This is a genomic window from Streptomyces luteolus, assembly GCF_029968015.1.
Taxonomy (GTDB): Bacteria; Actinomycetota; Actinomycetes; order Streptomycetales; family Streptomycetaceae; genus Streptomyces; species Streptomyces luteolus.
In genome coordinates this window covers 40,102-64,461 of sequence record NZ_JASCIS010000045.1, presented here as the reverse complement: position 1 = coordinate 64,461, position 24,360 = coordinate 40,102, and the positions used below count along the sequence as shown (strand labels likewise).

General features: G+C 70.5%; 30 protein-coding genes. 19 read left to right on the top strand and 11 right to left on the bottom strand.

Annotated elements, in window-relative coordinates:
• Nucleotides 1-226: 226 nt before the first annotated feature.
• A complete protein-coding gene (locus QIT00_RS31380; RefSeq protein WP_282538844.1) occupies nt 227-607 on the bottom strand; it encodes a hypothetical protein in 381 nt (126 codons plus the stop codon).
• 356 nt (nt 608-963) lie between these two features.
• Here QIT00_RS31380 and QIT00_RS31375 point away from each other — a divergent pair, with 356 nt between their 5' ends.
• From QIT00_RS31375 to QIT00_RS31360, 4 genes are all read left to right on the top strand, one after another.
• On the top strand, nt 964-1,419 hold the full coding sequence (locus QIT00_RS31375; RefSeq protein ID WP_282538843.1) for a helix-turn-helix domain-containing protein: 456 nt from the start codon (nt 964-966) through the stop codon (nt 1,417-1,419).
• A 121-nt stretch (nt 1,420-1,540) separates the two neighbouring features.
• Complete coding sequence (locus QIT00_RS31370; RefSeq protein ID WP_282538842.1) at nt 1,541-2,131, top strand: toxin; 591 nt, start codon at nt 1,541-1,543, stop codon at nt 2,129-2,131.
• Nucleotides 2,128-3,351: an MAB_1171c family putative transporter gene (locus tag QIT00_RS31365; protein WP_282538841.1), complete on the top strand. Its 1,224-nt coding sequence runs from the start codon at nt 2,128-2,130 to the stop codon at nt 3,349-3,351. Before QIT00_RS31370 ends, QIT00_RS31365 begins: the two co-directional genes overlap by 4 nt.
• Nucleotides 3,348-4,931 carry an amidase gene (locus QIT00_RS31360; protein ID WP_282538840.1) on the top strand — a complete coding sequence of 528 codons (1,584 nt, stop codon included), beginning with the start codon at nt 3,348-3,350 and terminating at the stop codon, nt 4,929-4,931. Before QIT00_RS31365 ends, QIT00_RS31360 begins: the two co-directional genes overlap by 4 nt.
• A 128-nt stretch (nt 4,932-5,059) precedes the next feature.
• Here the strand turns inward: QIT00_RS31360 and QIT00_RS31355 are convergent, their stop codons facing one another.
• A complete protein-coding gene (locus tag QIT00_RS31355) occupies nt 5,060-6,328 on the bottom strand; it encodes an RNA-guided endonuclease InsQ/TnpB family protein (RefSeq protein WP_282538839.1) in 1,269 nt (422 codons plus the stop codon).
• Between the two features lie 48 nt (nt 6,329-6,376).
• Nucleotides 6,377-6,751: a cupin domain-containing protein gene (locus QIT00_RS31350; protein WP_282538838.1), complete on the bottom strand. Its 375-nt coding sequence runs from the start codon at nt 6,749-6,751 to the stop codon at nt 6,377-6,379.
• Between the two features lie 68 nt (nt 6,752-6,819).
• Here QIT00_RS31350 and QIT00_RS31345 point away from each other — a divergent pair, with 68 nt between their 5' ends.
• The 3 genes from QIT00_RS31345 (at nt 6,820) to QIT00_RS31335 (ending at nt 9,661) form a co-directional block, all read left to right on the top strand.
• Nucleotides 6,820-7,260 (top strand): MarR family winged helix-turn-helix transcriptional regulator, encoded by a 441-nt coding sequence (locus tag QIT00_RS31345; RefSeq protein ID WP_282538837.1) that lies wholly within the window; start codon nt 6,820-6,822, stop codon nt 7,258-7,260.
• Nucleotides 7,261-7,679: 419 nt separating this feature from the next.
• Nucleotides 7,680-9,293 carry a DNA primase family protein gene (locus QIT00_RS31340; protein ID WP_282538836.1) on the top strand — a complete coding sequence of 538 codons (1,614 nt, stop codon included), beginning with the start codon at nt 7,680-7,682 and terminating at the stop codon, nt 9,291-9,293.
• Nucleotides 9,290-9,661 (top strand): DUF6009 family protein, encoded by a 372-nt coding sequence (locus tag QIT00_RS31335; protein ID WP_282538835.1) that lies wholly within the window; start codon nt 9,290-9,292, stop codon nt 9,659-9,661. The genes QIT00_RS31340 and QIT00_RS31335 overlap by 4 nt, the downstream gene beginning before the upstream one ends.
• A 185-nt stretch (nt 9,662-9,846) precedes the next feature.
• On the opposite strand, the gene QIT00_RS31330 is transcribed toward QIT00_RS31335, so the two are convergent.
• The 3 genes from QIT00_RS31330 to QIT00_RS31320 all read right to left on the bottom strand — a co-directional run bounded on the left by QIT00_RS31330 (nt 9,847) and on the right by QIT00_RS31320 (nt 11,177).
• Nucleotides 9,847-10,065, bottom strand: a complete 219-nt coding sequence (locus QIT00_RS31330) for a hypothetical protein (protein WP_282538834.1) — start codon at nt 10,063-10,065, stop codon at nt 9,847-9,849.
• A 13-nt stretch (nt 10,066-10,078) separates the two neighbouring features.
• Nucleotides 10,079-10,582 carry a hypothetical protein gene (locus QIT00_RS31325; protein WP_282538833.1) on the bottom strand — a complete coding sequence of 168 codons (504 nt, stop codon included), beginning with the start codon at nt 10,580-10,582 and terminating at the stop codon, nt 10,079-10,081.
• Between the two features lie 103 nt (nt 10,583-10,685).
• Complete coding sequence (locus tag QIT00_RS31320; protein WP_282538832.1) at nt 10,686-11,177, bottom strand: DUF5949 family protein; 492 nt, start codon at nt 11,175-11,177, stop codon at nt 10,686-10,688.
• A 283-nt stretch (nt 11,178-11,460) separates the two neighbouring features.
• On the opposite strand from QIT00_RS31320, the gene QIT00_RS31315 reads away from it, so the two are divergent.
• A complete protein-coding gene (locus QIT00_RS31315) occupies nt 11,461-11,889 on the top strand; it encodes a DUF6299 family protein (RefSeq protein WP_282538831.1) in 429 nt (142 codons plus the stop codon).
• Nucleotides 11,890-11,910: 21 nt separating this feature from the next.
• Here the strand turns inward: QIT00_RS31315 and QIT00_RS31310 are convergent, their stop codons facing one another.
• Nucleotides 11,911-12,072, bottom strand: a complete 162-nt coding sequence (locus tag QIT00_RS31310; RefSeq protein WP_282538830.1) for a hypothetical protein — start codon at nt 12,070-12,072, stop codon at nt 11,911-11,913.
• 359 nt (nt 12,073-12,431) lie between these two features.
• Here QIT00_RS31310 and QIT00_RS31305 point away from each other — a divergent pair, with 359 nt between their 5' ends.
• The 4 genes from QIT00_RS31305 (at nt 12,432) to QIT00_RS31290 (ending at nt 14,514) form a co-directional block, all read left to right on the top strand.
• Entirely contained in the window at nt 12,432-12,659 is a 228-nt protein-coding gene (locus tag QIT00_RS31305) for a chaplin (RefSeq protein ID WP_282538829.1), read from the top strand.
• A gap of 214 nt (nt 12,660-12,873) precedes the next feature.
• Nucleotides 12,874-13,257 (top strand): rodlin, encoded by a 384-nt coding sequence (locus QIT00_RS31300; protein ID WP_282538828.1) that lies wholly within the window; start codon nt 12,874-12,876, stop codon nt 13,255-13,257.
• 214 nt (nt 13,258-13,471) lie between these two features.
• Nucleotides 13,472-13,702, top strand: a complete 231-nt coding sequence (locus QIT00_RS31295) for a chaplin (protein WP_282538827.1) — start codon at nt 13,472-13,474, stop codon at nt 13,700-13,702.
• A 485-nt stretch (nt 13,703-14,187) separates the two neighbouring features.
• Entirely contained in the window at nt 14,188-14,514 is a 327-nt protein-coding gene (locus tag QIT00_RS31290; RefSeq protein ID WP_282538826.1) for a hypothetical protein, read from the top strand.
• Nucleotides 14,515-14,670: 156 nt separating this feature from the next.
• On the opposite strand, the gene QIT00_RS31285 is transcribed toward QIT00_RS31290, so the two are convergent.
• Nucleotides 14,671-14,910: a chaplin gene (locus QIT00_RS31285; protein WP_282538825.1), complete on the bottom strand. Its 240-nt coding sequence runs from the start codon at nt 14,908-14,910 to the stop codon at nt 14,671-14,673.
• 278 nt (nt 14,911-15,188) lie between these two features.
• On the opposite strand from QIT00_RS31285, the gene QIT00_RS31280 reads away from it, so the two are divergent.
• On the top strand, nt 15,189-15,578 hold the full coding sequence (locus QIT00_RS31280) for a rodlin (protein ID WP_282538824.1): 390 nt from the start codon (nt 15,189-15,191) through the stop codon (nt 15,576-15,578).
• A 138-nt stretch (nt 15,579-15,716) separates the two neighbouring features.
• Complete coding sequence (locus QIT00_RS31275; RefSeq protein ID WP_282538823.1) at nt 15,717-15,962, top strand: hypothetical protein; 246 nt, start codon at nt 15,717-15,719, stop codon at nt 15,960-15,962.
• An 89-nt stretch (nt 15,963-16,051) separates the two neighbouring features.
• Here QIT00_RS31275 and QIT00_RS31270 read toward each other — a convergent pair whose 3' ends face one another.
• Entirely contained in the window at nt 16,052-16,699 is a 648-nt protein-coding gene (locus QIT00_RS31270; RefSeq protein WP_282538822.1) for a vitamin K epoxide reductase family protein, read from the bottom strand.
• A gap of 248 nt (nt 16,700-16,947) precedes the next feature.
• On the opposite strand from QIT00_RS31270, the gene QIT00_RS31265 reads away from it, so the two are divergent.
• A complete protein-coding gene (locus QIT00_RS31265) occupies nt 16,948-17,616 on the top strand; it encodes an HAD family hydrolase (RefSeq protein WP_282538821.1) in 669 nt (222 codons plus the stop codon).
• A gap of 135 nt (nt 17,617-17,751) precedes the next feature.
• Entirely contained in the window at nt 17,752-18,960 is a 1,209-nt protein-coding gene (locus QIT00_RS31260) for a cytochrome P450 (protein WP_282538820.1), read from the top strand.
• A gap of 94 nt (nt 18,961-19,054) precedes the next feature.
• Here the strand turns inward: QIT00_RS31260 and QIT00_RS31255 are convergent, their stop codons facing one another.
• Nucleotides 19,055-19,981 carry a ScbA/BarX family gamma-butyrolactone biosynthesis protein gene (locus QIT00_RS31255; protein WP_282538819.1) on the bottom strand — a complete coding sequence of 309 codons (927 nt, stop codon included), beginning with the start codon at nt 19,979-19,981 and terminating at the stop codon, nt 19,055-19,057.
• Nucleotides 19,982-20,489: 508 nt separating this feature from the next.
• Here QIT00_RS31255 and QIT00_RS31250 point away from each other — a divergent pair.
• Together QIT00_RS31250 and QIT00_RS31245 are read left to right on the top strand one after the other, a co-directional pair.
• Nucleotides 20,490-21,146 carry a ScbR family autoregulator-binding transcription factor gene (locus QIT00_RS31250; protein ID WP_282538818.1) on the top strand — a complete coding sequence of 219 codons (657 nt, stop codon included), beginning with the start codon at nt 20,490-20,492 and terminating at the stop codon, nt 21,144-21,146.
• Nucleotides 21,147-21,316: 170 nt separating this feature from the next.
• Nucleotides 21,317-22,099 (top strand): SDR family NAD(P)-dependent oxidoreductase, encoded by a 783-nt coding sequence (locus QIT00_RS31245; protein ID WP_282538817.1) that lies wholly within the window; start codon nt 21,317-21,319, stop codon nt 22,097-22,099.
• A 179-nt stretch (nt 22,100-22,278) separates the two neighbouring features.
• On the opposite strand, the gene QIT00_RS31240 is transcribed toward QIT00_RS31245, so the two are convergent.
• Complete coding sequence (locus QIT00_RS31240; RefSeq protein WP_282538816.1) at nt 22,279-22,872, bottom strand: TetR/AcrR family transcriptional regulator; 594 nt, start codon at nt 22,870-22,872, stop codon at nt 22,279-22,281.
• Between the two features lie 611 nt (nt 22,873-23,483).
• Here QIT00_RS31240 and QIT00_RS31235 point away from each other — a divergent pair.
• Nucleotides 23,484-24,326, top strand: a complete 843-nt coding sequence (locus QIT00_RS31235; protein WP_282538815.1) for an AfsR/SARP family transcriptional regulator — start codon at nt 23,484-23,486, stop codon at nt 24,324-24,326.
• Nucleotides 24,327-24,360: the final 34 nt, after the last annotated feature.

Genomic DNA, 24,360 nt, shown 5'->3' with positions numbered 1-24,360 from the left:
CCCGGGGGGGGGGGGGGGCGCCCCCCCCCCCCCCCCCCCCCCCCGCGCCTCAGCGTGCGAGCGAGCGAGCACGCGGCGAGCAGGCGAGGCGAGCAAGCACGGACGCCACAGCAGGGGCGCCGGAGCAGGGACAGGCGCCGGAGCAGGGACAGGCGCCGGAGCAGGGACAGCCGTCGACGCGGGGCGGCCGGACCCCCGTCCCAGCCGCCCCGCACCCACGGGTTCCTCAGGCGCCGCCGACCCCACCGGTCGCGGCGCCGCCGTACAGGCCGCTCGCGTGCGCGATGCCCTCCAGCGCCGCGGTCTCCTCGTCGATGCCCGCGAGCAGGGCGTCCAGCGAGGCGGCCAGCTGCCGCGGGCACGACGGGTCCTGGAGCGCCGCCGGTCCGACCATGGTCCAGGTGCGCAGCATCTCGTTGCGCACCAACGGGGTGAAATGCGCCCGGTCCATGTCGCCGACCGGCAGCCGTGCCCCGTACCCGCCCTGCCCGGCCACGCTCCGCAACACCCGCAGAAGCAGGGCGAATTGAGGCTGGGGCAGGGTCTCGCGGAGCTCCTCGACGTGGCGCAGCACCCGCAGCCGGGCCGCGTCGGCGGCCGGGCTCACACCGCTCCGGCGCAGGTCGCGACCGCAGCACACGGCGACGTGGCCCCGGCCCGGGACGGCGGATTCCGGTACTGGGCTGTGGCGTCTACGAGCGACACGTGGTACTCCGTCCCGTCGGAAAGCCGGTGTGCGGACTGCCGGTGTACGAACAGCCGGTGTGCGAATGCTGCTTCGAACGGCTGCGACGGACAGTGAGAGCATGTGTGCCGCTCCACGGGGTACGACGGAGTGGCCGCCCACCGTGCATCCATCTCAGCTGTGGTGGTGCTGGAAAACTATGGTTTCGGCGGTGAAATAGTCAACTGGCGTTGATCGCGCCGGTGGGGGAGCGGACCAGAACGGGGAGACCCAGCACCATGTCAGTGAGCGACCAGAACCCGGGGGAGTCAGGCGAATCGACCCTCGCCGCACGGCTCAACCATCTCTTCGAGGTGATCCACCCCGCCGGCCGCAGCCGGCCCTACAGCAACGACGAAGTCGCCGCGCTCCTCCACGAGCAGGGCGGCCCCACGGTCTCCGGGACCTATCTGTGGCAGCTGCGCACCGGCCGCCGCGACAACCCGACGAAACGTCATCTGGAGGCGCTCGCCGACTTCTTCGGCGTTCCGGTGGCGTACTTCTTCGACGACGACGTGGCCCGCCGCGTCGGCTCCGACCTGGAGACGCTGCAGCGGCTGCGCGAGGCGGGCGTGCAGAACGTGGCGCTGCGGGCGGTCGGGCTCTCGCCGAAGTCGATGGACGCGGTGCTCGCGATGATCGACCGCGTGCGCGAGCTGGAGGGCCTGCCGCCCGGACCGGGACCGGCCCGATGACCGCGCCGACTCCCGTACGGGCCTGCCTGATGACCGCGCCGACTCCCGTACGGGCCTGCCTGATGACCGCGCCGACTCCCGTACGCACAGGCCCGGTCCGGCCCCGCCGCGGAGGTGGCCCATGAGACCGCGTGGCCGCAGGGGCAGGGGCAGGGGCGAGCCGTCCCCGGACGAGATCCGGCGCAGCTGCCGGGACTTCGTGCTCGGCCTCTCCCTGCCCGCCGTCGCCGGGGTCCGCGACCTCGTGCCGTACGTCGAGCAACGCACCGGACGCGCCCTGCGCCTGGAGCCCGCCGAGGTCGCCGCCTCCGAGTCGGTGCCCTGCGGCATGTGGCTCGCCACCCGCGACACCCACTACGTGTTCTACGACCCCCGTACCAGCCGCTCCCACCAGGACCACATCATCGCCCACGAGTTCGGACACATACTCAAAGAGCACCGCGGCGGCCCCGCCCTGCGCGACAAGGACGCCGCCGCGCTGATCACCCACATCGACCCCGCAGTCGTACGCGCCGTGCTCGGCCGCACCGACTACGCCGAGCACGACGAACGGGAGGCCGAGCTCATCGGCTCGTACCTCCAGGCCCGCACCAGCCCGTACGCGAGCCCGTACGCGGCGGCCGCGCCCGCCGAGGAGGACGCCGCCCGCGTCGCCCGCACCCTGCTGCGGCCCCGAGGCGCGGGCACCGGCCGAGAGGGGCGCACCCGGTGAAGGACCTGCTCCATCCGCTCGGCCTGGTCCTCGCGAGCACCGGCTTCCTGCTCCTCCTGCGCGATCTGCGCCGGGACCGCCGCGACCGGGCCCTGGTCGCCCTGAGCGTCGCCTATCTGGCCTCCGCGCTGAGTTACGCGATCTCGCTGACCCCGGTGTGGGTGCGCGTGGACGCGTTCTTCGGGGTCACCAACATCGCCGTGCCGCTCGCGCAGTCCTGTGTGATCGGCGTGCTCGTCGCCCAGGCGGTCGTCCTCCTCCACTGGGCCGTGCCCGACGGACAGAAGACCCGCAGCCGCACCCGGCTGCTCGTCCTCGCGGGCGTCGCCGTCATCGCCACCCTCGGCGTGCTGTTCACGCTGCTCACCCCGGCCGAGCAGCGGCCCGCCGACTTCACGCTGTACTACGTCCACGACCCGTACTACCAGGCGTACTTGACGCTCTACATCACCACGTACACCGTCGCCGAGATCGCCCTCGCCGTCGGCTGCGCCCGCCAGGCCCGGCGTGCCACGTCCCCGTGGATCGCCCGCGGCCTGCGCACCATCAGCGTCGGCGCGGTGATCACCCTCGGCTACTCGGCGATCCGCATCTCCTCGGTCCTCGGCGCGGTCTTCGGTTTCGACGTACGGGAGCTGGAGCCGTACGCGTGGATCTGCGGGGACATCGGGGCGGCGGTGACGCAGGTGGGCTACTTCCTGCCGACGGTCGCCGCACGGGCCGGTGAGGCCCGCGTATGGGTGCGCGAACATCTCGCGTACCGGCGCCTCGGCCCGCTGTGGGCCGAGCTGCGCCGCGCCGTCCCGTCGATCGCGCTGCTCGAACCGCCCCGCCAGCTCGGCGAGGTGCTGCGGCTGCGCGGCGTCGGCTTCCACGTCTACCGGCGCACCGTCGAGATCCGCGACGCCCAGATCGAGCTGCGCCCCTACCTCGACCCGGACGCCCGCGAGCAGGCCGAACTGAGGCGCACCGCCCAGGGGTTGACGGACCCGGACCTCGCCGCCGCCGTCACCGCCGACCAGCTGCACGACGCGCTCGTACGGCAGGCCCGCGGCGCCCGCGTCGAGGAGCCCGCCGGGTGGGCCGACGCGCGCCTGCCCAGCCGTACCGCCGACGAGGAGACCCGGCTGCTGCTGCGCGTCGCCGCCCACTTCAGCCCACCGTCCGACCCCGTACCGCCCGCGCGAGACGCCAAGGACCCGACCGGAGCCAGCAGTTGATCCGCCGATCCTTCCTCGCCCTGACCACCGGTCTCACCACGACCCTGGCCGCCGCGTCCCTGACCGCGCCGGCCACCGCGACCGCCGTCCCCCAACGCCAGAAGGTCACCAAACCCGTGCGCACCCCCCTGCACCTCGCCCCCGCCCGCGAACAACTCGCCGCGCTGCGGCGGCGGAAGATCTCCAGCCGTGAACTCCTCGACCTGCTCCTCGCCCACCACGAGCGCGTCAACCCCACCGTGAACGCCGTCGTCACCCTCGACGCCGACCGCGCCCGCGAGGCGGCCCGCGCCGCCGACGCGCACCTCGCCCGCACCGGCGACCCCCTGGGCCCGCTGCACGGCCTGCCGATGACCGTCAAGGACGCCTTCGAGACCGAGGGGCTCCGTACGACCTGCGGCAGCGAGGAGTTCGCCGAGCACGTCCCGGAGCGCGACGCGGACGCCGTGGCCCGGCTCAGGGCGGCCGGGGCGATCGTCCTCGGCAAGACCAACACCCCCGCGGGCTGCCAGGACATCCAGACCTCCAACACGCTCTTCGGCACCACCCGCAACCCGTACGACCAGGGCCGCACCGCGGGCGGCTCCTCCGGCGGTCCCGCGGCGGCCGTCGCGGCCGGGCTCACCGCCCTGGAGCTCGGCAGCGACCTGGCGGGCTCGCTGCGGCTGCCCGCGCACTACTGCGGCGTGCACGCCCTGCGCCCCAGCCACGGCATCGTCGCCACCCGCGGCCATATCCCGCGCCCGCCGGGCTGGTTGACGAGCGGCGACATGCTCACCCCCGGCCCGCTCGCCCGCACCGCCGACGACCTGGCGCTGCTCCTGGACGTCCTCGCGGGCCCCGCGCCGACCGACGCGCCCGCCTGGCGCCTGGACCTGCCCGCCCCCCGCAGCCGGACGCTCAGGGGCCTGCGCACCGGCGTGTGGGCGGACGACCCGTACTGCAGGGTGGACACCGAGACCCGTGAACTCCTCGCCCGCGTCACCGAGTCGCTCGACGCCGAGGGCGCCCGCACGGACGCCACGACCCGCCCGGTGGACCTGGCCGACTCGGACCGGCTGTTCCAGACCCTGATGTACGCGACGGGCACGGCGAGCGCGTCCGACGAGGCGTTCCAGGGCGAGATCGACGCGGCCGCGAAGCTCGCCGACGACGACCACGGCCCCGGCGCGTTCTTCCTGCGCTCCCGCACCCAGCGGCACCGCGACTGGCTGCGCGCGAACGAGGAGCGCGAGCGGCTCGCCCGCCGCTGGGCCCGGTACTTCGAGGACCACGACGTGCTCATCACCCCGGCCGCGCCGACGGCCGCCGTGCCCGACCTGACCTCGGTGCCGGTGCCGCAGCGCCGCATCACCGTCGACGGCGCCGAGCGGCCGTACTTCGACCAGACGGCCTGGGCCAACCTCATCAGCCACGTACGGCTGCCCGCGGCCACGGTCCCGGTCGGGCGGACCGCGTCGGGGCTCCCGCTCTCCGTCCAGGTCGTCGGTCCCTACCTGGCCGACCGCACCGTCCTCGCCGTCGCCGAGCAGCTGTCCCGCCTCCTGCCGGGGCCTACGGCGCCCGCACTGGACGGGTAGGGGCGGGCCAACTGTCTTGGGCAGGCTTGAAGTGGGGGAGTGAGGAGTGACTTGAGACAGTTTTGACTGCTCCCCTCCCTGGAAGGAGGGGAGTCCGGCCCTCCAGGGCTGATGTGGGGATTCACGGCTCAGGCAGCCTCCAGGGGCAGCGCCCCTGGAGGTCTTGCGCCCTCAGCACCGTCCGGGGCCAGACCAGCCCGGACCAGCATCACGCGTGCGGAGTTCTTGTCCCTGGGGGACACGGCTCCGCAGGCGGCGCAGGTATAGGTTCGTTCGGAAAGAGGGAGTGCGTGCTTGGCTCTCGCTCCGCACTGCGCACAGTCCATCGTGGTGTGCGCCAATGGGGTCTCCCCTGCTCGAACGAAGTTGAGAGCTTGGGGAAGAACCAGGCGCACATCGCGCCCGTGCTTACGTGCCATCTCGATCAGGGCCCTCTTCGTGGCTCCGATCGAGGCGTCCGCGGCCTTGCGGGCCATTGAGGTATGCGCAAGGAACTTCGGTCGGAAGTCCTCGACCGCAAGGGCGTCGTGGTCGCGGACCACATGTTTGGCCCACTTGCGGCTGGTGTCCTGACGCTGCCGTGCAACCTTCTTGTGGGCCTTGGCCCGTAGCTTTTGTGCCTTGCGGTAGCCGTTCGAGGCGGCCTGGCCCTTCTTCGGTTTGCGCCGGGCCATCATGCGGTCGTACCGCGTCAGCTTCGCTGCAGCCTTCTTCCCGTGCTGTGCGTGGGGAAGGTCGTGGTCCTCGGATGTGGTGGTCGCGGTCTGAGCCACGCCCCAGTCGATGCCGATCACGCGCCCGGTGGCGGGCAGGGGCTCGGTCACGGCGGGGACGACGAAGGACGCCCACCAGTGGCCGATGCTGCCGCGGTAGACGCGCACGCTGGAGGGTGCCTCAGGCAGTTCCCGCGACCACACCGGCCGCACCACGATCCCGCCCGCCAAGTGCAGGCGGCCGTCCTTGAGACGGAAGCCACGCTTGGTGTACTCCAGCGTCGGCGCCGCCTCGCGCTTCTTCTTGAACCGGGGCATCCCGGCCCGCTGCCGCATCGGAAGCCGGTTGTCGATGTCCCTGAGTGCCTTGGCACGGGACTTGCCGAAGTCGCGTATCAACTGCTGCTGCGGCACACAGGCACCCTCACGCAGCCACGCCGTGCGGGCGCGGGCCTCGGTCAGCATCCTCGCGAGCTGGACCGGCCCGCAGGTGCGCTTGTCGACGCCGTCAGGCCGCGTCGTGTTCCAGACATGCACCTGCTTCGACTGCGCGACGCACTCGTTCCACACCCAGCGGCACCGGTCCCACTCCGCCTCCAGTGCACGCCGGGCCGTGGACGACAATCGCACACGGAAGGTGTACCGGGCATGCCCGGCGGTCTCCCTCTGCGCCTGCGTCGCCATACCCCTCAACCTCCCTGGGATAAGTGGTAGTTGATCCCGATTTGATCACTAGTGAGCCCAGGGTGGCGTGATGGTGCTGCCGTCAGCCAGTTCGGCAGTGAGACCGACCCGTGTGGTGACCCACATGTGGGCGGGCTGGTCGTCGGTGTTGGCGACCGCGAGTTCGGAGCGTGCAGGTGCCACCGCCGCATCACCGGCGCCGAGTTCGGCGCTCTCGCCGTCGATGGTGAGTCGGAGGCGACCGGAGAGGACGTAGAAGGTCTCCTCGTCGCTGATCGTGTGGGTCGGCCCCACTGTTGAGGCTGGGATCTCGACGCGCCAGGCCGCGAGCTCCCGGCTGCCGGTGTCCGGACGGACGTAGGAAATGAAACGGCCACCGTGAATCTCGTGTACGACGGCCTCGTCGCTGTGGATAAACGGCATGCCAGCCTCCATTTGGACAAGCTACTTGTCTATATAGACAAGTAGCTTGGCGAGTTATAGTCAAGCCCATGGACGACGCCCTGGCCTTCTCTGGACTCGTGCTGGCACTGTCCGGGCAGCTGGTGCAGGAAATTCACACCGGCGTGTCTCAACAGGGATTCGAGGACCTACGACCTGCACACGGCTTCGCCTTCGCCCACATCTCGGTGGGCGGCGCCACCACGGCCGACCTGGCCGAGCACCTGGGCGTGACCAAGCAGGCCGCCGCCCAGCTGGTCGAGGAACTGGTCCGAAAGGGGTACGTGGAGAGGCATCCACACCCGCACGATGCCCGCGCCCGCCTCCTGGGACTGACCGAGATCGGCTGGGCCGCCACACGCGCCGCCGACCGGGCGGCCCGGGCTGCCGTCGCGCCGTGGCAAGAAGCCCTGGGCGAGGAGCGCTTCAGCGAACTCGTCGCGGACCTGACACTACTTGCACCGCCGGGACCGATCCGCCCTGCCTGGTGAGCCGATGACCCTCGCCCTGGAGACCGCCGGTCATGAGCGACCCGTCCTCGCGCGGTCCGACAGCGCCGCGAGCTGCCGCGCCCAGTCCTCCGCAGGCTGGTGAACCTGCTTGGCCAGGCACCAGCGATCCAGAGTCCCTTCAGTCCCTGATTCGACATGCGCACGCTTCTGACCTGCGACGTCTCCGAGGGTTCGAAAGCAGTGCCGAACTGCCCAGCCCCTTGGTCTCTCGCAGGTGACCGAAAGAGCTGCTCCCAGTGCCGTCCCGACCGACAGTGACCCAAGGGACTCGACACCAGTTACTTGCGTGCGAGAGGCCGATCCCGGTCGACCAGCGGCGGCGGGCGCGGGAGTCGGGTCCCTTCGGCCCCTTACATCAAGACAGAACGGTACGTACGACTGCACCCGCAAGGACGCCCATGACCAGCGTGCCCGGATTCGACGCCGCTGCTGCAGCGCAGCAGATGCTTGGCTTCGCGCAGCCGCGCGCCCAAGACCACGCCAGAGTCGTTCCCGGCCAGGCGCAGCACGCCCCGGCCGAGGCGTGCGCCGCGCCCGCGACCTCCCGGCCCACTGGCGCACCGCCCCACGCCACCACCGCGGCCGCACTGCCCCCCACCCTCAGCAACCGGGGCAACGCCAAGCTCTTCGCGCACCTCTACAACGACCGCTTCCGGCACGTGGAGGGCCTCGGCTGGCACGAGTGGAACGGGCACCGCTGGAAGCGCAGCGGCGGCGACAAGGCCGCGCTGTGGGCGGCGGGGGAGATGGCCGAGGACATGCCCGAGCAGGACCCCGACGGCCGCCACAGCGAGCGCGAACTGCGCGTCCACCGCCGCCGCACGCTCTCCACCACCGGAATGAAGGCCCTGCTCGCCCAGGCCAAGGCCGCCCCGTCCCTGGCCCTCGACCCGGACGCGCTCGACGGCGACCCGTACGCCCTGTGCACCCCCACCGGCGTCGTCGACCTGCGTACCGGCGCCCTGCGCAAGCCCGACCCGACCCGCGACTTCCACTCCAAGGCCACCACCGTCGCCCCGGAGAACACCCCGACGCCCCGCTGGCACCGCTTCCTCGCGGACACCTTCGGCGACGACGACGAGGGCCGCGAGATGATCGACTTCCTGCATCTGATGCTGGGTTACTCGATCACCGGCGACGTCGGCGCGCAGGTCCTGCCCTTCCTCCACGGCGAGGGCAAGAACGGCAAGTCGGTGCTGCTCGACACGATGATCCAGCTGCTCGGGGACTACGCGGACGCCGCGCCGCCCGGATTCCTCATGGACCGGGGCTCGTTCTCCGAGCACTCCACCGAACTCACCGAACTGCACGGCCGCCGCATCCTGATCTGCAGCGAACTCAAGCCCAACGACCGCTTCGACGAGGCCCGCGTCAAACTCCTCACCGGCGGCGACAAGATCAAGGCCCGCCGGATGCGGCAGGACTACTTCTCCTTCACGCCCACCCACCACCTCTGGCTCCTCGGCAACCACCGCCCCGAGGTCTCCACCGGCGGCTACGCCTTCTGGCGCCGCATCCGCCTGATCCCCTTCGAACGGGTCGTCCCCGACGCCCGCAAGATCGACAACCTGGCCTTCGAACTCGTACGGGACGAGGGCCCCGGCATCCTGCAGTGGCTCATCACGGGCGCGGGACGCTACCTGCGCTCCCGCGACGCCCTCGACGGCCCCCAGCGCGTCCGCCTCGCCACCCGCGCGTACGCGGCCACCGAGGACCACATCGGCCGCTTCCTCACCGAGTGCTGCTGCCGCGATCCCGACGCCGAATCCGAACTCCGAGCTGAACAGGGCGCGTTGTACGCGTCGTACGTCTCCTGGTGCGCGGCCGGTGAGGGCATCAGGCCCGCCACCGCCCGCGCCTTCGCCGGCCGGGTCCGCCAGGAGACCGGCCTCGCCTCACCCGCCGAGATGCTGAAATCCAACGGCCGCAAGTACTACCCGCGCATCGGACTGCTCCCCGAGCCGGGCTCCGCCACGCCACCCGCGTACGAGACAGAAGGGCCGCTTCGATGAGCTCGCTGCTGACGGAGGAAGAGCTCTGTCACGAGAACAACGTGGTCTGGCTGGAGGACCCGGACCGGCTCGACTACGTGCGCCAGTCCCGCGACAAGACCACCCGCCGCCGCGGCAAGCCCGCCTACGCCCGCGAGGGCCGCATCGTCGGCTACGCGGAACTCACCGCCGACGCCGAGCAGGCCGACTCCGGCTACTACCAGCGCCGCGTCTTCTACCTGCTGCCCCACGACCGCGACTACGCCCCCGACGGCGTCTACCGCGAGGGCGCCCCCGGCGAGGCCGTCGACCCGCGCACCATCAGCCCCGGCAAGGTCGGCGAGAAGACCCCGCGCTCCCAGTACGGGACGGTGGGCCTGGCGCCCTGAAAATTCAGCCCCTCCGGCGTTTGAGGAGCGGGGGTCCGGGGGCTGGCCCCCCGAATCAGCCCGTCTGGGGGCACCTCCCGGCCGGAGGCTGGGGGAGTTGGAGGACGAGCGCGGAGCGCGATCGACGGCGCCCGGTCCGACGGCGCCCGGTCCGACGGTGCGGGACGTGCCCCCGAAGAACAGCTCTACCTGGACCGAGGCACCGTCAGATTCCGCGCCCGGTACTCGGCGACCAACTGGTCGTACACCGGAGTCGCGCTCGCCCCGCGCGGCGGGGGCACCGGCAGCGGGGGAGGGGGCGGCGCGGGATCGGGGTGAGCCCGCACGACGGAGCCCACGCGGTGCCAGCGCCCCGCGGAGGCACGGGGCGCGGCCGCCGAAGTGCCGTCCGAGGGGCTGCTCATGGCTCGGCGCGCCTCAGGAGAGGTGCGTGCCCGCGTTGGGGGTCGCCTGCAGCGCCGGGGTGAGCAGCGCCAGCTGCGGCACGTCCACCCCGGGCAGCCCCAGCGGACCCGCGCCCGGCTCGGTCAGCGGCGCGGCCACGCCGAGGCCGGGCGAGAGCGCCTCCACCGGCGACTCCACCGACTCCACGCCGAGCCCGGCCACCCGCTCCTGGGTCAGCGGGTCGGTGACGGGCGCGTCGAGCACGGTCTCGGGCAGCGCGCTGTGCAGCGGCAGCTGCGGCAGCACATGCTCACCGATCAGCCGACCCTCGGTCCGCTCGCCGGTCACGGGCGCCCCGGGCTTCAGCAGCGGCACCCCGCCGCGCACCTCGGGCACCTCAACCGGCAGCGCGGTCTCCAGGCCCTCCAGCGGCACCGGCACGGGCACCGAGTCCGCGGCCGCGGCCGGCGCCACGGCGGCCGCCGAAGCCATGCACGTCATCAGTACGGCCAGTCCCGCACGGCTGGTCAACTTCACGGTGTCCACCTTCGTCAGAGCATCGATTACGTCCGGAACAACGAGCCGTCCCGGTGAACCCCACGGCTTGTCCCCTGAGCGCAGCAATCCCCCTGGCGGGAAGTCAGCGCAGTTTGCCGACGGGCAGCAGGCAGTGCGCGGCGGACCGCAGCACCTCCTCGTCACCGACGTACGCGCGGAACGCCTCCAGCGGCACCGGCTGCCCCGGAGCGGCCTCGGGCCAGGCCCGCGTGCTGAGCACGAAGTGCACGGAGGCGCCCTGCTCCACCGCGTCCAGCCACTCAGGCGGGGCCACGCACTGCGCCTTCAAGGCCTGCAGGGTGAGCACCGCCTGGCCGCCCTCCACGAGCAGCTGCACGGGAAAGCCGGGGCGCGAGCCGTCCGCCATCGTGCCGTCGAGCGGCAGCGACAGGCTCTGCGCGAGCGCGAGCACGGCCGCCTCGTTCTCGGCGGCTCCGTTCTCCCCGTCACCGAGGGTGTAGGCGAGCAGGTAGGGCGTCTCGTGGCCCTCCTCGGGCGCACCGATCCAGGCCAGGATGGACAGGGTGCCGAGGCTGAACTGGTTGCCGCTGGGGGCGGTTTGGGTATCGACCATGGTTCGGCACCCTAACGGCGTGATACCGGTACGAGCCCCGCGTTTCACCCATTCAGGGGAGAGCACGCGGAGGCCCGCCCACCGGCGCGCACACGGCGCGCAGCCAACTGCCCACGGTGTCGCGCGAATTCACATCGGAATGGGCGCGAGCGCGCTCGACGGGAAGAGTGAATCCTCCGCACACGGCCGCACCGACGGGCGATCAAGGGCGTTTCCGGCGGGTTTCCGCGTGATACGCACAACGGCACCGGAAATCCCACCCCCAGAAAGAGAGTTGGCCGCCATGTACGCAAAGACCGCCACGGGCCTTGCCGCCCTGGCCGTACTCCTCGGAGCCGGCACCGCCACTTCCGCACCCGGTTACGAGATCACCGTGGACAGCCGCGCCGTCATCGCGTCCGACCATACGGTCACGACTTCCGGAACGTACCGCTGCACCGGGTCGACCGAGCTTTCACCGGTATATGTCACCGCGTCCGTGCGGCAGAACAACACATCCATGTCCGGCGAATCGCAGAAAGCGGTGTGCGACGGTGAGCTGCACACCTGGCAGCTCGAGACCGGGGCCTTCGGCGGCATCCACCTCAAGGCCGGGTCGGCCACGGTGCAGAGCCACCTCGTGCAGATCAAGCCCCGCTCGGGCCTGATCCCCATCGAGACGAACTTCCTCGCCACCACCGAGCAGCAGGTCGAACTGGTTCCGCAGAGCTGACCCCGCTCGCGCGCGGCGACCTCACTCGCAACTGCCGCCGGCCGCGGTCATGGACAGGAAGACCGTGCTGCAGCCGGGTGTGTCGCCGAAGGGTGTCTGCGTCCTCGCCTGCGCGGAGGCGCAGACACCCGCAAACACCGAGGCGAAGAACACGACCGCCAGCACGCTGTGCATCAAGCGCATCGAGACTCCTCGTGAAGGGACGCGGCCGGAACGTCCGGGGCATCCCTTCGAGGATCCGCCCGGTTTCCCCAACCTTCAACCCGGTGCACATTCCCGGACACGCAGAGTGACGCCCGGGAGGAATCCCCGCGGATTCTCCGGTGCACGGACACGGCGCGTGACGAAATCGCCATTCCGTTTCAGCGCTGAAACCGCGCGAGGGCCGGATGCCTCCATTCGGAGGCTCATCGGAATGTCGCACGAAATTCACGACCGACTGCGTGATTATGCGTGGCAGTGGGCGCGGCCGTTTCCCGTGTGTCCGGCTGTGCAATGCCCCGACAGAAAGGCTTGTAATGAAGATTGTGAAGCTTGGTGCAATGGCCGTGGCCAGCACGGCGCTGCTCCTGGGGGGCGCCGGTGCCGCCGCCGCCTCGGCCCCGGATCCGGGCGCTTCAGCCACGGGTGTGGCCGTCGGTTCGCCGGGTGTTCTCTCGGGCAACGTGGTCCAGGTTCCGGTCGACGTCCAGACCAACGTGTGCGGCAACTCCGTCAACGTTTTCGGGCTGCTGAACCCGGCGTTCGGCAACGTCTGCGTCAACAGCTAGCGGCACCGCTCGGAGTTCCCGGCGCCGCGCCGGCCCTCGTACCCCGTACGAAGGGCCCGGCGCGGCGCTTTGCCGTGGTGGGGAGCGTCCCTGAGCGTCCGTGAGTGTCCGGCGTTCGGGTGAACGAAGAGAACCAAAGGGGCCACCGGAGAGTTGGTCAGACAGCTGAACCAACGGGCATTTACCCCGGCATACACCCAGAAAAGGGAATCAAGTGATCAAGAAGATTCTGGCGACCGCCGCTGTCACGGCGTCCGTTCTCGGCACGGGTGCGGCGATGGCTCCGCAGGCGATGGCGGACAACGACCCGACGTCGCTGAGCGGCAACGGTTCCTCGCAGACCTACGGCAACTCCGCCACGCACGGCGACCTGAGCCCGCAGATGGGGCTCATCCAGGGTTCCCTCAACAAGCCCTGCGTCGGCCTGCCCGTCAAGGGCAACGTCGGCTCCATCGTGGGCATCGTCAACGTCGCGGTCCAGGACATCCCGATCCTGTCCAGCAAGCAGAACCAGCAGTGCACCGAGAACTCGACGCAGACCAAGGGCGACGACGGTCTCGCGAACGTCCTGCACAACGTGCTCTCCTTCTCCAGGTGAGCTGACTGATCACGCAGTGCACCGGCTGTCCGGGCCCTTTCGCCACCGCTGTTTCACCACCGCTGTGCAGCATTCGGGTGAGATGCGCGGTGCGATCAATGAATTCGCGGTTTCCTCTCCCCGCCGAAATCGTTGTTCCAACTGCAGTGAAGAGATCGTCTGCGGCCGTACGCGAACGTCGCGATACGTAGCGCAGCACTGTGGGAAGGGAACAATGAACAAGAAGGTTCTGACCGTCGTCGCCGGTGCCATGCTCGCCGTCGGGAGCGCCGCCCCGGCCATGGCCGACTCCGGTGCCCACGGAGCCGCCACCCACTCTCCCGGTGTGCTGTCGGGCAACCTGCTCCAGGTTCCCGTCCACGTGCCGGTCAACGTGTGCGGCAACACCGTGAACGTGATCGCGCTGCTGAACCCGGCCTTCGGCAACACCTGCGTCAACGACTGACGTTCGCGCGGTTCGCAGAGAACGGTCAACGGCCCCGGGTGCTCGAGCCCCGGGGCCGTTTCGTATGCGCTGGACCGCCAACCGGTGGGCGCGGAAACTGAGTTGGGGGCCCCGGAGGGCCCCCAACGTTCCGCGGTTTCTGTGTGCTGTGCCGCGCAAGAAGGGGCACGGTGGGCTCGACGACGTGAGGAACGCCGGCGGCTGGGAGCCCGCACCACTCAAGAGAGACCGCTGCGCTCAGTACACACCATGGGCCGGTGAGGGTGGAGGGGCCTTCACCCGAATGCCGAGTCGAAAGTCCATTCCGTACGCGCCCCTTTGGGGAATTCACCGGCCGGGGATCGAGAAAGGCGCCGGAATCGGGGTTTCCAGCTGCGGCGGGACTCGTTGAACAGCGCGATGGTGGCGCCTGGTGTCGAACGGGACACCTGCCTGACGCGAAGGCTCGCGTCACTGAGAGAGCGCACCCGGAGAAAGGACACGCAGTGAAGTACTCGAAGGTCGCGGCAGCTGTCGCCGGTTCCGTGATGGCGCTCGGGACGGCCGCGCCGGCCCTCGCCGACGACCATGTCGGGAACATTCCTCCGATGAGCCTGAACGGTGCCGTCAACGACACGCTCTCCTCCGGCCTGGACGCGAAGCACCTGCAGGCGCAGCAGGGCATCAGCAACAGCGAGGGCGGCCCGCTGAAGCCCGTCACGGACGTGGCCGGCGGACTGACGCAGAGCGGGGGTGTGCCGCAGCAGGTTCTCGGCACGGTGGGCCAGGCGGCCCCGCTCCTGGGCGGCCTGCCCGCGAGCCCCCTGGGCTAGTAAGTACCGCAGCGGACAAGGGAGTTGGCGGACCCCCCCACGGGGCTGCCAACTCCCTCAGTCGTAAAACAGTCGTAAAACCGGGGGCACAACAAAAAGCAGGGCGGCGATGCACCGAGTCCGGTGATCGCCGCCCTGCTGTCGTGCCGCGGAACGTCAGGCGTTGACGCAGGTGTTGCCGAAGGCCGGGTTCAGCAGACCGATGACGTTGATGCTGTTGCCGCACAGGTTGACCGGCACGTGGACCGGAACCTGGACCGCGTTGCCCGAGATCACACCGGGAGAGCCCACGGCGGCGCCCCCGGCGTCGGCGTCGGCGAACGCGGTTCCGGCGGAGGCACCGGCGGCGAGCCCGGCGGTGGCCAGGACCAGGGCGGCCTTCTTGGCAGTCTTCATGAGGGTGCACCTTCTGTTCGACTTAGCGGGCCCCGAGTTCGGACCCACGTAGATCGAAACGTGTCGGTGGCTGCTACGACACGGCTCGGCTCCGTGTTGACCACCTTCGGAGCAACGGGCGGTGTTCTTCGGGCACTTGGGCGAACACTCGGGTACCGGAAACCCTTCGGGGGAGTGATCGGCAGGGCCATCGGAGTGAAGACGAAGAACCAAACGCGGGTCCCCGAGTTGGTCAGGGCGCTCCGATCGCGGGCATTCATGCGACACAAGGACAGAACATGCTCAAGAAGGTTATGGCCACGGCGGCCGTCACCATGTCAGTGGCGGGCCTGAGTGCGGCGATGGCTCCGCAGGCGTTCGCCGACAACGACCCGACGTCGCTGAGCGGCAACGGTTCCTCGCAGACCTACGGCAACTCCGCCACCCACGGCGACATGAGCCCGCAGCTCGGCCTGGTCCAGGGCTCGCTCAACAAGCCCTGCATCGGCCTGCCCGCGAAGGCAAACGTCGGCTCCATCGTCGGCCTGGTCAACGTCGCGGTCCAGGACATCCCGGTCCTGTCCAGCGCGCAGAACCAGCAGTGCGTCGAGAACTCGACGCAGACCAAGGGCGACGACGGTCTCGCGAACGTCCTGCACAACGTCCTCTCGGCGAACGCGGGCCGCTGACCTCAGGTCACCCGGCATTGCCGCAAAAAAGGTCCCGGCGCTTCGGCGCCGGGACCTTCTGCTGTGCGCAGACGTCCTCTTCGGGTGACGGGTGCTGCCGCTCGTGTCCTGTTTGTGCCTCATCTCGTTGTGCAGCACATGATCCAAGCAAAGCGCATCCTCGTCGCCGTCGCCCTCGCCGCCGGAACCACCGGACTCGCGGCTCCCGCGGCCTCCGCCGTGTCGGTCTCCGGTGAGCTCGACAGCCTCGCCAAGACCGGGATCAGCCCGGAGTACCGCGACGCCGTCCCGTCGGTCTCCGGCCAGCTCGGCAAGCTCAACGAACTGCGTCAGCTCACCGACCAGGCGGCGCCGGTCACCGGTCTGCTCGGCGGGATCTCCTGACCCGTACTCCCGTCAGCAGCACGACGCGGCGCGGCCCCTCGATCCGTCGAGGGGCCGCGCCGCGTCCTGTGTGGGAGCAAGCAAGCGGACTAGCTGGTCCAGAAGTCCCACCAGCGGGTCAGGATCAGCATGCCGATGATGCCGAGGTGCAGCACCGGCGGGACCCAGGTGAACTCGTCGAAGAGGGTCCGCAGGGCGGGCGGTGCCGGGAGGAGTCCGTGGCGGACGTTGTGGCCGGTGACGTACCAGAACATGACGATCGTCGCCGTCCACGCGAGGCAGCACCACAGGCACAGGGCGTTGATGTCGTACAGCGACTGGTACATCAGCCAGGTGCAGAAGGTGACGCCGAGGAGCATGCCGGCGTTGAGCGTCAGCCAGTACCAGCGCGGGAAGCGGGCGCCCGCGAGGAGGCTCGCGCCGACGCACAGCACGATCCCGTACGTGACCAGGCCCAGCATCGGGTTGGGGAAGCCGAAGACCGACGCCTGCTCGCTCTTCATGATCGAGCCGCAGGACACCACCGGGTTGAGGCTGCAGCCGGGTTGGAAGTTCGGGTCTTCGAGGAGCTTGAACTTGTCGAGGGTGATGACCCATGCCGCCAGCACTCCCGCGGCCCCGGTCACCACAAGGAGCAGGGCCAACGCCCGGCTGCCGCCCACGACTTGAGGGGTGGCGGCGGGCCGCCGGTGGGGGTGGGGGATCGCGGCCTCGGCCGCCTTCGTCGTCAGGGTCATGGGCCGCACCGTTCTACGTCCTACGTGGTTTCGTGGCTTTTGGCTTTCTGGACGGCCATTTTGCACGGTTCGCGGGGGTCCGGGGGAGTGGCGGGGGAATCGTAAGGGTGTGTGGCGGTGCGCCCTTCCGTAACCCGTGCCGGACGCGCACCGCATGGGGCGGCGATCGGTGCGGATGCCTCGCTCGCCCGAAGAACAGGTCATCTCCCCCTGTTCCAGGGCATGTTGGCTTCCATATCATCGTCCTCATGATCTGGTTCGACTTCGGTGGGGTGCTCTCACCACCTCTGGCGGAGTTGTACGCCTCGTACGAGCGGAAGACCGGGATCACGCCCGAGCAGCTCGTCGGGGCCATGCGGACGGTCGCCGAGGGGATGGGGCTGCCGACGCTGGCCCCCGTCGAGCTGGGCGTCGTCAGTGAGGCGGAGTGGGGGAGGGGCCTGGCCCGGGCGCTCGGGGCCGCCCATCCGGGCATCGACCTGTCCCGGGCGAGGCTTGAGACCTTCGGCGAGCAGTGGTTCGCGGGCGTCACGGCGAACCCGTTGATGGTGGCGGCCCTCCGGTGCGCGCGGGAACACGGCCTCGGGGTGGGGATCCTCTCGAACAACGTCGTGGAGTGGGAGCCGTACTGGCGGTCCATCGTGGAGCCCGCCGGCGAGGTCGACTTCCTCGTCGACTCCTGCAAGGTCGGCGTCCGCAAACCCGATCCGGAGATCTTCCGCCTCGCGGCGCGGGCCGCGGGCCTCGCGCCGGAGCAGTGCGTGCTCGTCGACGACCTCGCCGGCAACTGCGCGGCGGCCGCGGCCGAGGGCTGGCGCACCGTGCACTTCCGCGACGACCGGCAGGCGCTGCGCGACCTCGGCCGGTGCACCGGCCTCGCCGCCTTCGAAAGGCTGGCTCCGCGTACCGCCGCGTGAGACCGCGGGTACCTTCGGCCCGTACGGCATACGAGTGCCGCGCGGACGCTTCCGGTTGGAGAGGCCAGAGGCGTGCCGTGACCGCAGTGACGAGTGACGATGACCGACGACGGCAGCCGACGAGCAAAGGACGTCATGGACTCCAGCACCCTGCCCGCCTCCACCATCAGCGTCAACGACATCCCCCGCCTGGACCCGCCCCGCGCGTACACCCCGCTGCCCGGGCTCTCCGACGGCGGGCTGCCGAGGATCGGCCTGCCCAGCGGCCATACGGCCGTGCACCTCACTCGCTACACCGATGTCCACCAGGTCCTCACCGACCCCACGTTCAGCCGGACGCGGGCCAACACCGACGACGGGCCCGGCTTCCTGCCGACGGCGCTGCCGCCCGAACTGCTCATCAGCCTCGACCCCCCGCACCACGCCCGGATGCGGCGCTCCGTCGCGGCCGACTACAGCGCGGCGGGCGTCGAGCGCCTGCGGCCGGCGCTGGAGGAGATCGTCGACGCGCGCCTCGCCGCCCTGCGGACCGAGGAGCACCCGGACCTGTTCCGCACGGTCCTGGACACGGTGGCCGCCGAGGCCAACGCCCGGCTCCTGGGGATACCGCTGCGGGATCTCGTAGGGATACGTGGCTACGGCCGCACCGTGCAGATGGCGTCGGCCGGTGAACTCGACACACTGGTCGAGCACTTCACCGCGGTGTACGGGTACGTGACCGACCTGGTGACCGGGGCCGCCCCCAGCGACCCGGACGGCCTCGTCGGGCGCTGTGTCAACGGCCGCGACCGGGCCGAACCACCGCTGAGCGACGCGGAGTTGGTCGGTCTGCTGCTCCCGGCGGTCGTGGCGGGCGACCACAACGCGCTGTCCGTCCTCGCCAAGTCCCTGTACGCCCTGCTGTGCGCACCGCGGTTGTGGCGCAGGCTCGTGGACGACCCGGCCGTCGCGCCGCGCCTCGGCGAGGAGCTGGTCCGGCTGATCCCGCTCGGGACCTCGTCCGCCTTTCCCCGTATCGCCACCCGGGACGTCAAGACGGCCGAGGCCGTGATCCGCGCGGGAGACGTCGTGTACGCCGACGTGTTCGCCGCCAACCGTGATCCCGAGGTGTTCCCCGATCCCGAGACCATCGACCCCGACCGCACCGGCGCGAGACACCTGCAGTTCGGCTACGGGATGCACCACTGCATGGGAGCGGCCCTGTTCCGCCTCGAGATCAGCACGCTTCTGACCCGGCTCGCCCGTGAGTTCCCCGGGCTCACCCTGGACGCCGACCCGCGGACCCTGCCGTGGGACGACGGGGTGCTGCTGCGGCGGCCGACGGCCCTGCCCGTGCGCTGGTAGCCGACGCCCGGCACCGCACGGACGCCGGTGTCGCCCCGCCCCGGACGGCGCACAGGGGGCGGGGCGACACCGGCGTCGTGGTGCCGGGCGTGCGTCAGGGCAGGGGCGGTCCCACGAGGGCGGTCACCAGGCTGGAGAACGCCATCTCCCCGTTCTGCGTCGCGAGGATCTCCGTGCGCCGCTGGGTGCGGTCGCGCGTGGGGAGTTCCTCGACCGTGACCTGGCAGGGTGCGTCGAACTCGGCGAACTGCAGGAACGTCGACTCGAATTTCACGGGGTAGGCGTGCTCCGCGTACGCGTGCGCGTGGGTGGCCTGGCGGGCCGCCTCGAGCATGAGCATTCCCGGCGAGTGGTCCAGCGGGTGGTCGAAGAGGACGGGGTGGGACGTGTCGTTGCGCAGCAGCCAGGTGCCGTGCTGCTCGGTCGGCGAGAGCACCACGTCCTCCTCCTGCTCGCGCGCCACCAGGTGGGGTGCCTCCGCCGCCGGCAGCGCCCCCGGCAGGGCGGTCGCCCCCGCGTACCGGCCGCGCAGCCGCCGGTAGACGGACGGCGTGTGGCAGGTGAAGCGCGCCTGTGCCACGCCCAGGTGCTTGCCGTCCCGCAACGCGATGACGTGCAGGGTCAGTGCCGCCAGCTGGCCGCCGCGGCGCCGGATGTCGGAGCAGGTGATGTACAGCTCCACCTCGGTCGGGTCGGTGCCGATGTCCATGGCGGAGGGGACGATCTCGAAGTTCAGGTACTGCCAGATCAGGTGGTGCCCGAACGGCACGTCGTAGCCCGCGTGTGACAGGAGCGGGAAGCACTGGCGCACGCTCTCGGCGAAGAGCATCGGGTCGTGGAGACCGTTCCTCGACTGGTAGAAGCGGTGCTGGACGGGCCACTGGGCGCAGACGACGAAGGTGTCGGGACGGTAGCTGTCCCAGGACGTCAGCAGAACCTCGGATTCATCGCGCTTGTGAACGAGCTCGGACGACACGGTGAAACCGGTTGCTATGGGCGGAAGTTGCTTGATGACAGGCATGATGAGTGACCCCCCAGGGTGAGTGGACGTGGATGACCGCTTCGCCGTACTCAGTTGGCGCTGTCACGCCGCTGGTGCAACATAACGAGTGTTCTTTTTGTTGTCGAGAGGTGTCGCAAACTCGACGATTGATCAACTGCGTGTCCAAAGAGCCCCAGAACGTGTCCAGGGGTGGTCGAGTAGCGGTTTTGACCCGCTGGAGGACTGCTAGGGGGCTGCTGGAGGGCTACTGGAGGATTCCTGGAGGGTGCCTGGAAGGTGCCTGGAAGGTGCTGAAGAATAAACCGCTCAGCGGCGTACTTGGCTGGATTTATGCAGTGGCAGACGCGCCGGTCCAAGTCCCCGGGCGGGGTTGCGGTGGCTGACTCTCGACCGTGCGACCCGGTCGGACGGGCGGCGGCGTGTGGCATTTTGTCGAGTCTTGAACCACGTGGGTGGCAAGGTGTTCGGCGGCCCTCGTAAAATAACGGCCGTTCGTTTTCATGTCCGCGGAAGGCAGGACCGCTCGATGGCAGCCCAACCCAAGCAGCAACGCGCTCTGAAGACCCGTGATGACATCCTTCACGCCGCAGCCGTCACGTTCGACGAGCTCGGCTACAAGGGCGCGAGCATGCGGGAGATCATGAGACGAGCGGGTGTGACGCTGGGGGCGGTGTACTTCCACTTCGACAACAAGGAGGCGCTGGCGCGCGCCGTCATGCTGTCCCAGACGGGCGAGTTGACCGCGAACCTGGACTCCGAGGGCGCGCAGCGCATGGTCGACTTCTCCATGGTGTGGGCACACCAGCTGAACGTCAGTCCGCTGATCCGGGCCGCGGTCCGGCTCGCGGTGGAACAGCAGGCCCACGGCATCGGTGACAAGGTCTCCTACGGGGACTTCGAGGCCATCTTCCAGACCTGGCTGGAGTCGGCGCGGGAGCAGGGCGAGCTGGCGCCCGGCGTCGACCCGTCCGTCGTGGCGGAGTTCCTGGTGGGAGCGTTCACGGGCGTCCAGCACTATGCGCAGCTGTCGGACGCGATGGCCACTCTGCCCGACCGTGTGGTGCGCATGTGGCACCTCCTGCTTCCCGGAATCGTCACCCGCGAGTGCCTCGACCGCCTCGTCATCGATCCGGCCCGGGGCCGCGTCGCCGTCCCCCCGGCCGGCGGGGACAGCGCCGCCTGATCCGGGAAGAGCACCGCCCTGATCGGAAGGGTCCCGCCCGTTCCGTAACGCGCCGTCCGATGCCCGAGGGCGGCGCATTACAGATCGATTCCGGAAACCGGGTTCCCGGCAACGATCAGTCAGGGTGGGGGAGTTGCGATCGACTGACAGCGGAGGGGGATGTGCAGCGCATGCGCGATGCGGAGGAAAAGGGCGGCCTGCTGAGCGGGAAGACCATGATGGTCACGGGTGCGTCCAGCGGGATCGGGGCGGCGGCTGCCCGGCTGTTCGCCGAGGAGGGCGCCGCGGTGGTTCTGATGGCGCGCAGGGAGAGCCGGCTGCGGGAGCTGGCGGAGGAGATCAACGCCTCCGGGGGGAAGGCGCTGGCGTCCCCGGGCGACGTCACGGACCGGGATGACGTGGACCGTGTGGTCAACGAAGCGGTCCGTACGTACGGATCTCTCAACGGGGCCTTCAACAACGCCGGTTGGGCCACGGCGGGTACCCCCCTGCACCAGACCGACGACGCGGTGTTCCTGCAGGCACTCGACGTGAATCTGCGTGGGGTGTGGAACTGCCTGAAGTCCCAGATCACCGTCATGCTCGAATCCGGCACCGGCGGTGCCATCGTCAACACGGCCAGCGTCGCGGGTGTCCTCGCCACCGGGGCCACCGCGCCCTACATCGCGGCCAAGCACGCGGTGATCGGCCTGACCAGGGCGGCGGCCGACGAGTACGGCCAACAGGGCATCCGCGTCAACGCCTTGGTCGTGGGCAGTACGCGCACCGAGATGATCGCGAACGTCCTGGAAGAGATGCCCCCGCTCGAAGAGGCCTTCACCAACCGCTCGTTGCAGCGGCGGATGGCGGAACCCGTGGAGGTGGCGCAGGCGGCGGCGTGGTTGTGCAGCGACCGGGCCTCGTTCGTCACGGGCGCGGCGGTCCCGGTGGATGGGGGCTGGACCGCCGCCTGACGGGAGCCACCGGGCCGGGCGATGCCCGGTTCCGTAGCCGCCGGACCGTACCCCTGCCGGTGGTCCGGGAGGCAGGCAGTGGCCGCTGATGGGGTGCTCGCCCTGAGGGGTGAGCACCCCACCCGACAGGTGTGTCCGGGACAACGACCGTGCCATCCGGGCCGGTTACGTCCGCAGACTCATGCGGGGCCGCGGGCGATGCCGGGGAGTACCAACTGCCATATCCGGGCCAGCTGGTCCTCTGCGCTCTCCCGTTCCTCGGGTACGAGGGCGCAGCGGCGGATGTAGCTCTCGGTGCCGCTGACGAGGTGCGTGGTCAGGGCGAGGAGCGCCTGCGGGTCGGCGTGGGGCTGCAGTTCCTCCTCCGAGGCACGGTCGAGCAGGTGCTCCGCGACGGGCAGCCACACGGACGGCCAGGGCGTCTCGGAGGGCAGGCACTCGCGGGCCAGCCGGGCCGCCGCCCGTACCGTGACGTCCTCGTCGAGCAGCCGTGCCACCTCGAGCGTCAGGTCGACCAGGGTGCGCAGCGGCCGCTCGCACGTGTCACCCATGCCGTCGATGGCGTCGCGGGTGGCGCGGGCGCCGTGCAGCTGGACCTCGGCGGCGAGCTTCTCCTTCGTAGGGAAGTGGAAGGTCAGTGCCCCCATCGAGATGCCCGCCGAGCCGCTGACGTGCGCGAGGGACGCCGCCTCGTAGCCGACGCGGTCAAAGGCCACGGCTGCCGCGTGGACCAGAGCTTCCCTCGTACGGGCGGCTCGTTGCTGTTTCACCATGTGCTGTTCTCCGGAGGATCTGCCCGTCCGCGAGGCGAGGCCGGGTCGCCTACGGCTGTCGACCGGAATTGTGAGTTCCGATAACTGTTGCATCAGCCATCTACATTGCTGGAGTGAATCCGCGCCAGGCCTTCTGGGGAATCCGGGTGCGGGGGGTGCGGCGGCCGCACCTCGTCCCTCCGCCGTCGCTCGCGAGGCGGTCTTCACTGGGCGGGAGTATGTGCGCGAGACCTCGGTCCGCGCAACGAGGACGAGGGGGAGTGCGGACGTCCGCTCTGTGATCTTGGCTGATATGAGTCGCGTAGAGATACCGATTTGGGGGCTTTCGCGAGCGGGAAACACACTGAACAAGCCAACTTCTCCGGGGAGTTCAAAAGAAAGCGATCGTTCGTTATTCTTTGAGTGTTGCTTCACTGGAGCACTGGGCGGTCGCGTCAGAGCGAGGGGAAGCGGCTGCCGCACCAGGAGCCGCTCACGGTGCGCGGCCTCGAGCGCTGACGTCGTACGGGTGGGCTCGCTCGCGGTGAGGCAACAGAAGCAAAGCGCACATGTCGTTGTGGCGACCGGCCCGAGGGGCCGCCCGGTCGGCTGTCACCGCACGGAGGGGCATCATGGACATCAAGGTCTTGGGCGTGCTGACCGTCACGGAGAGCGGAACGCCCGTCGCTCCCGCGGCTGCCGAGCCGCGGCAGGTGCTCGCGCTGCTCGCGATGCTCGCCGGCCGGGTCGTGCCCACCGGTCTCCTGATCGAGGAGGTCTGGCCCGGCGAGCGGCCGCACCAGGCCAAGCACATGCTCCAGTCGTACGTGGGCCAGCTGCGCGAGCACCTCGCCGTGGCGCTGCGCGACCGCGGCAGGAACGCCGCCGGGCGTGGCCGCGGGGAGCGGCAGGCCGCCGACCTGCTCGCCGCCCTGCCCGGCGGCTACCGGCTCGACGGAGGCCAGGACACCTGCGACGCCTGGGAGTTCGAGCGGTCCGTGGGCGCCGGCTACCGGGCCATGGCCACGGGTGACCTGGACACGGCCGCGCGGCGGCTGCGGGAGGCGCTCGGGCTGTGGCGGGGCGAGCCGTTCGCCGACGTCGTACCGGGACCGCACCTCGGCGCGCAGATCGAGCGGCTGCGGCAGTCCCGCGAGCGGGCGACCGGCCAGTGGATCGAGGCGGAGCTGCGCATGGGCCGGTACCGCGAGCTGGCCGTGGACCTGCCGACCCTGCACATCCCCGGCCGGCTGCGCGAGCGGCTGCCCGCGCTCCTGAACCAGTGCGGCGACCCCGGCCAGGCCCTCGCGGCCTACCAGCAGTTGCTCCGGCAGGACGCCGCACCGCGGGTCACGGTGACCCACCCCGGCGCCGGACACGACCGGCACCCGTTCGACCGCGCCCTGTACGGGCGCCGCCCGGCCGAGGCCGCGCGTCGGCCGCACCCGATCGGTTCCGGGGCGAGCCTCCGCTGAGTCCGCCGGGTCGTTGATCGTCGGCTCGTTGATC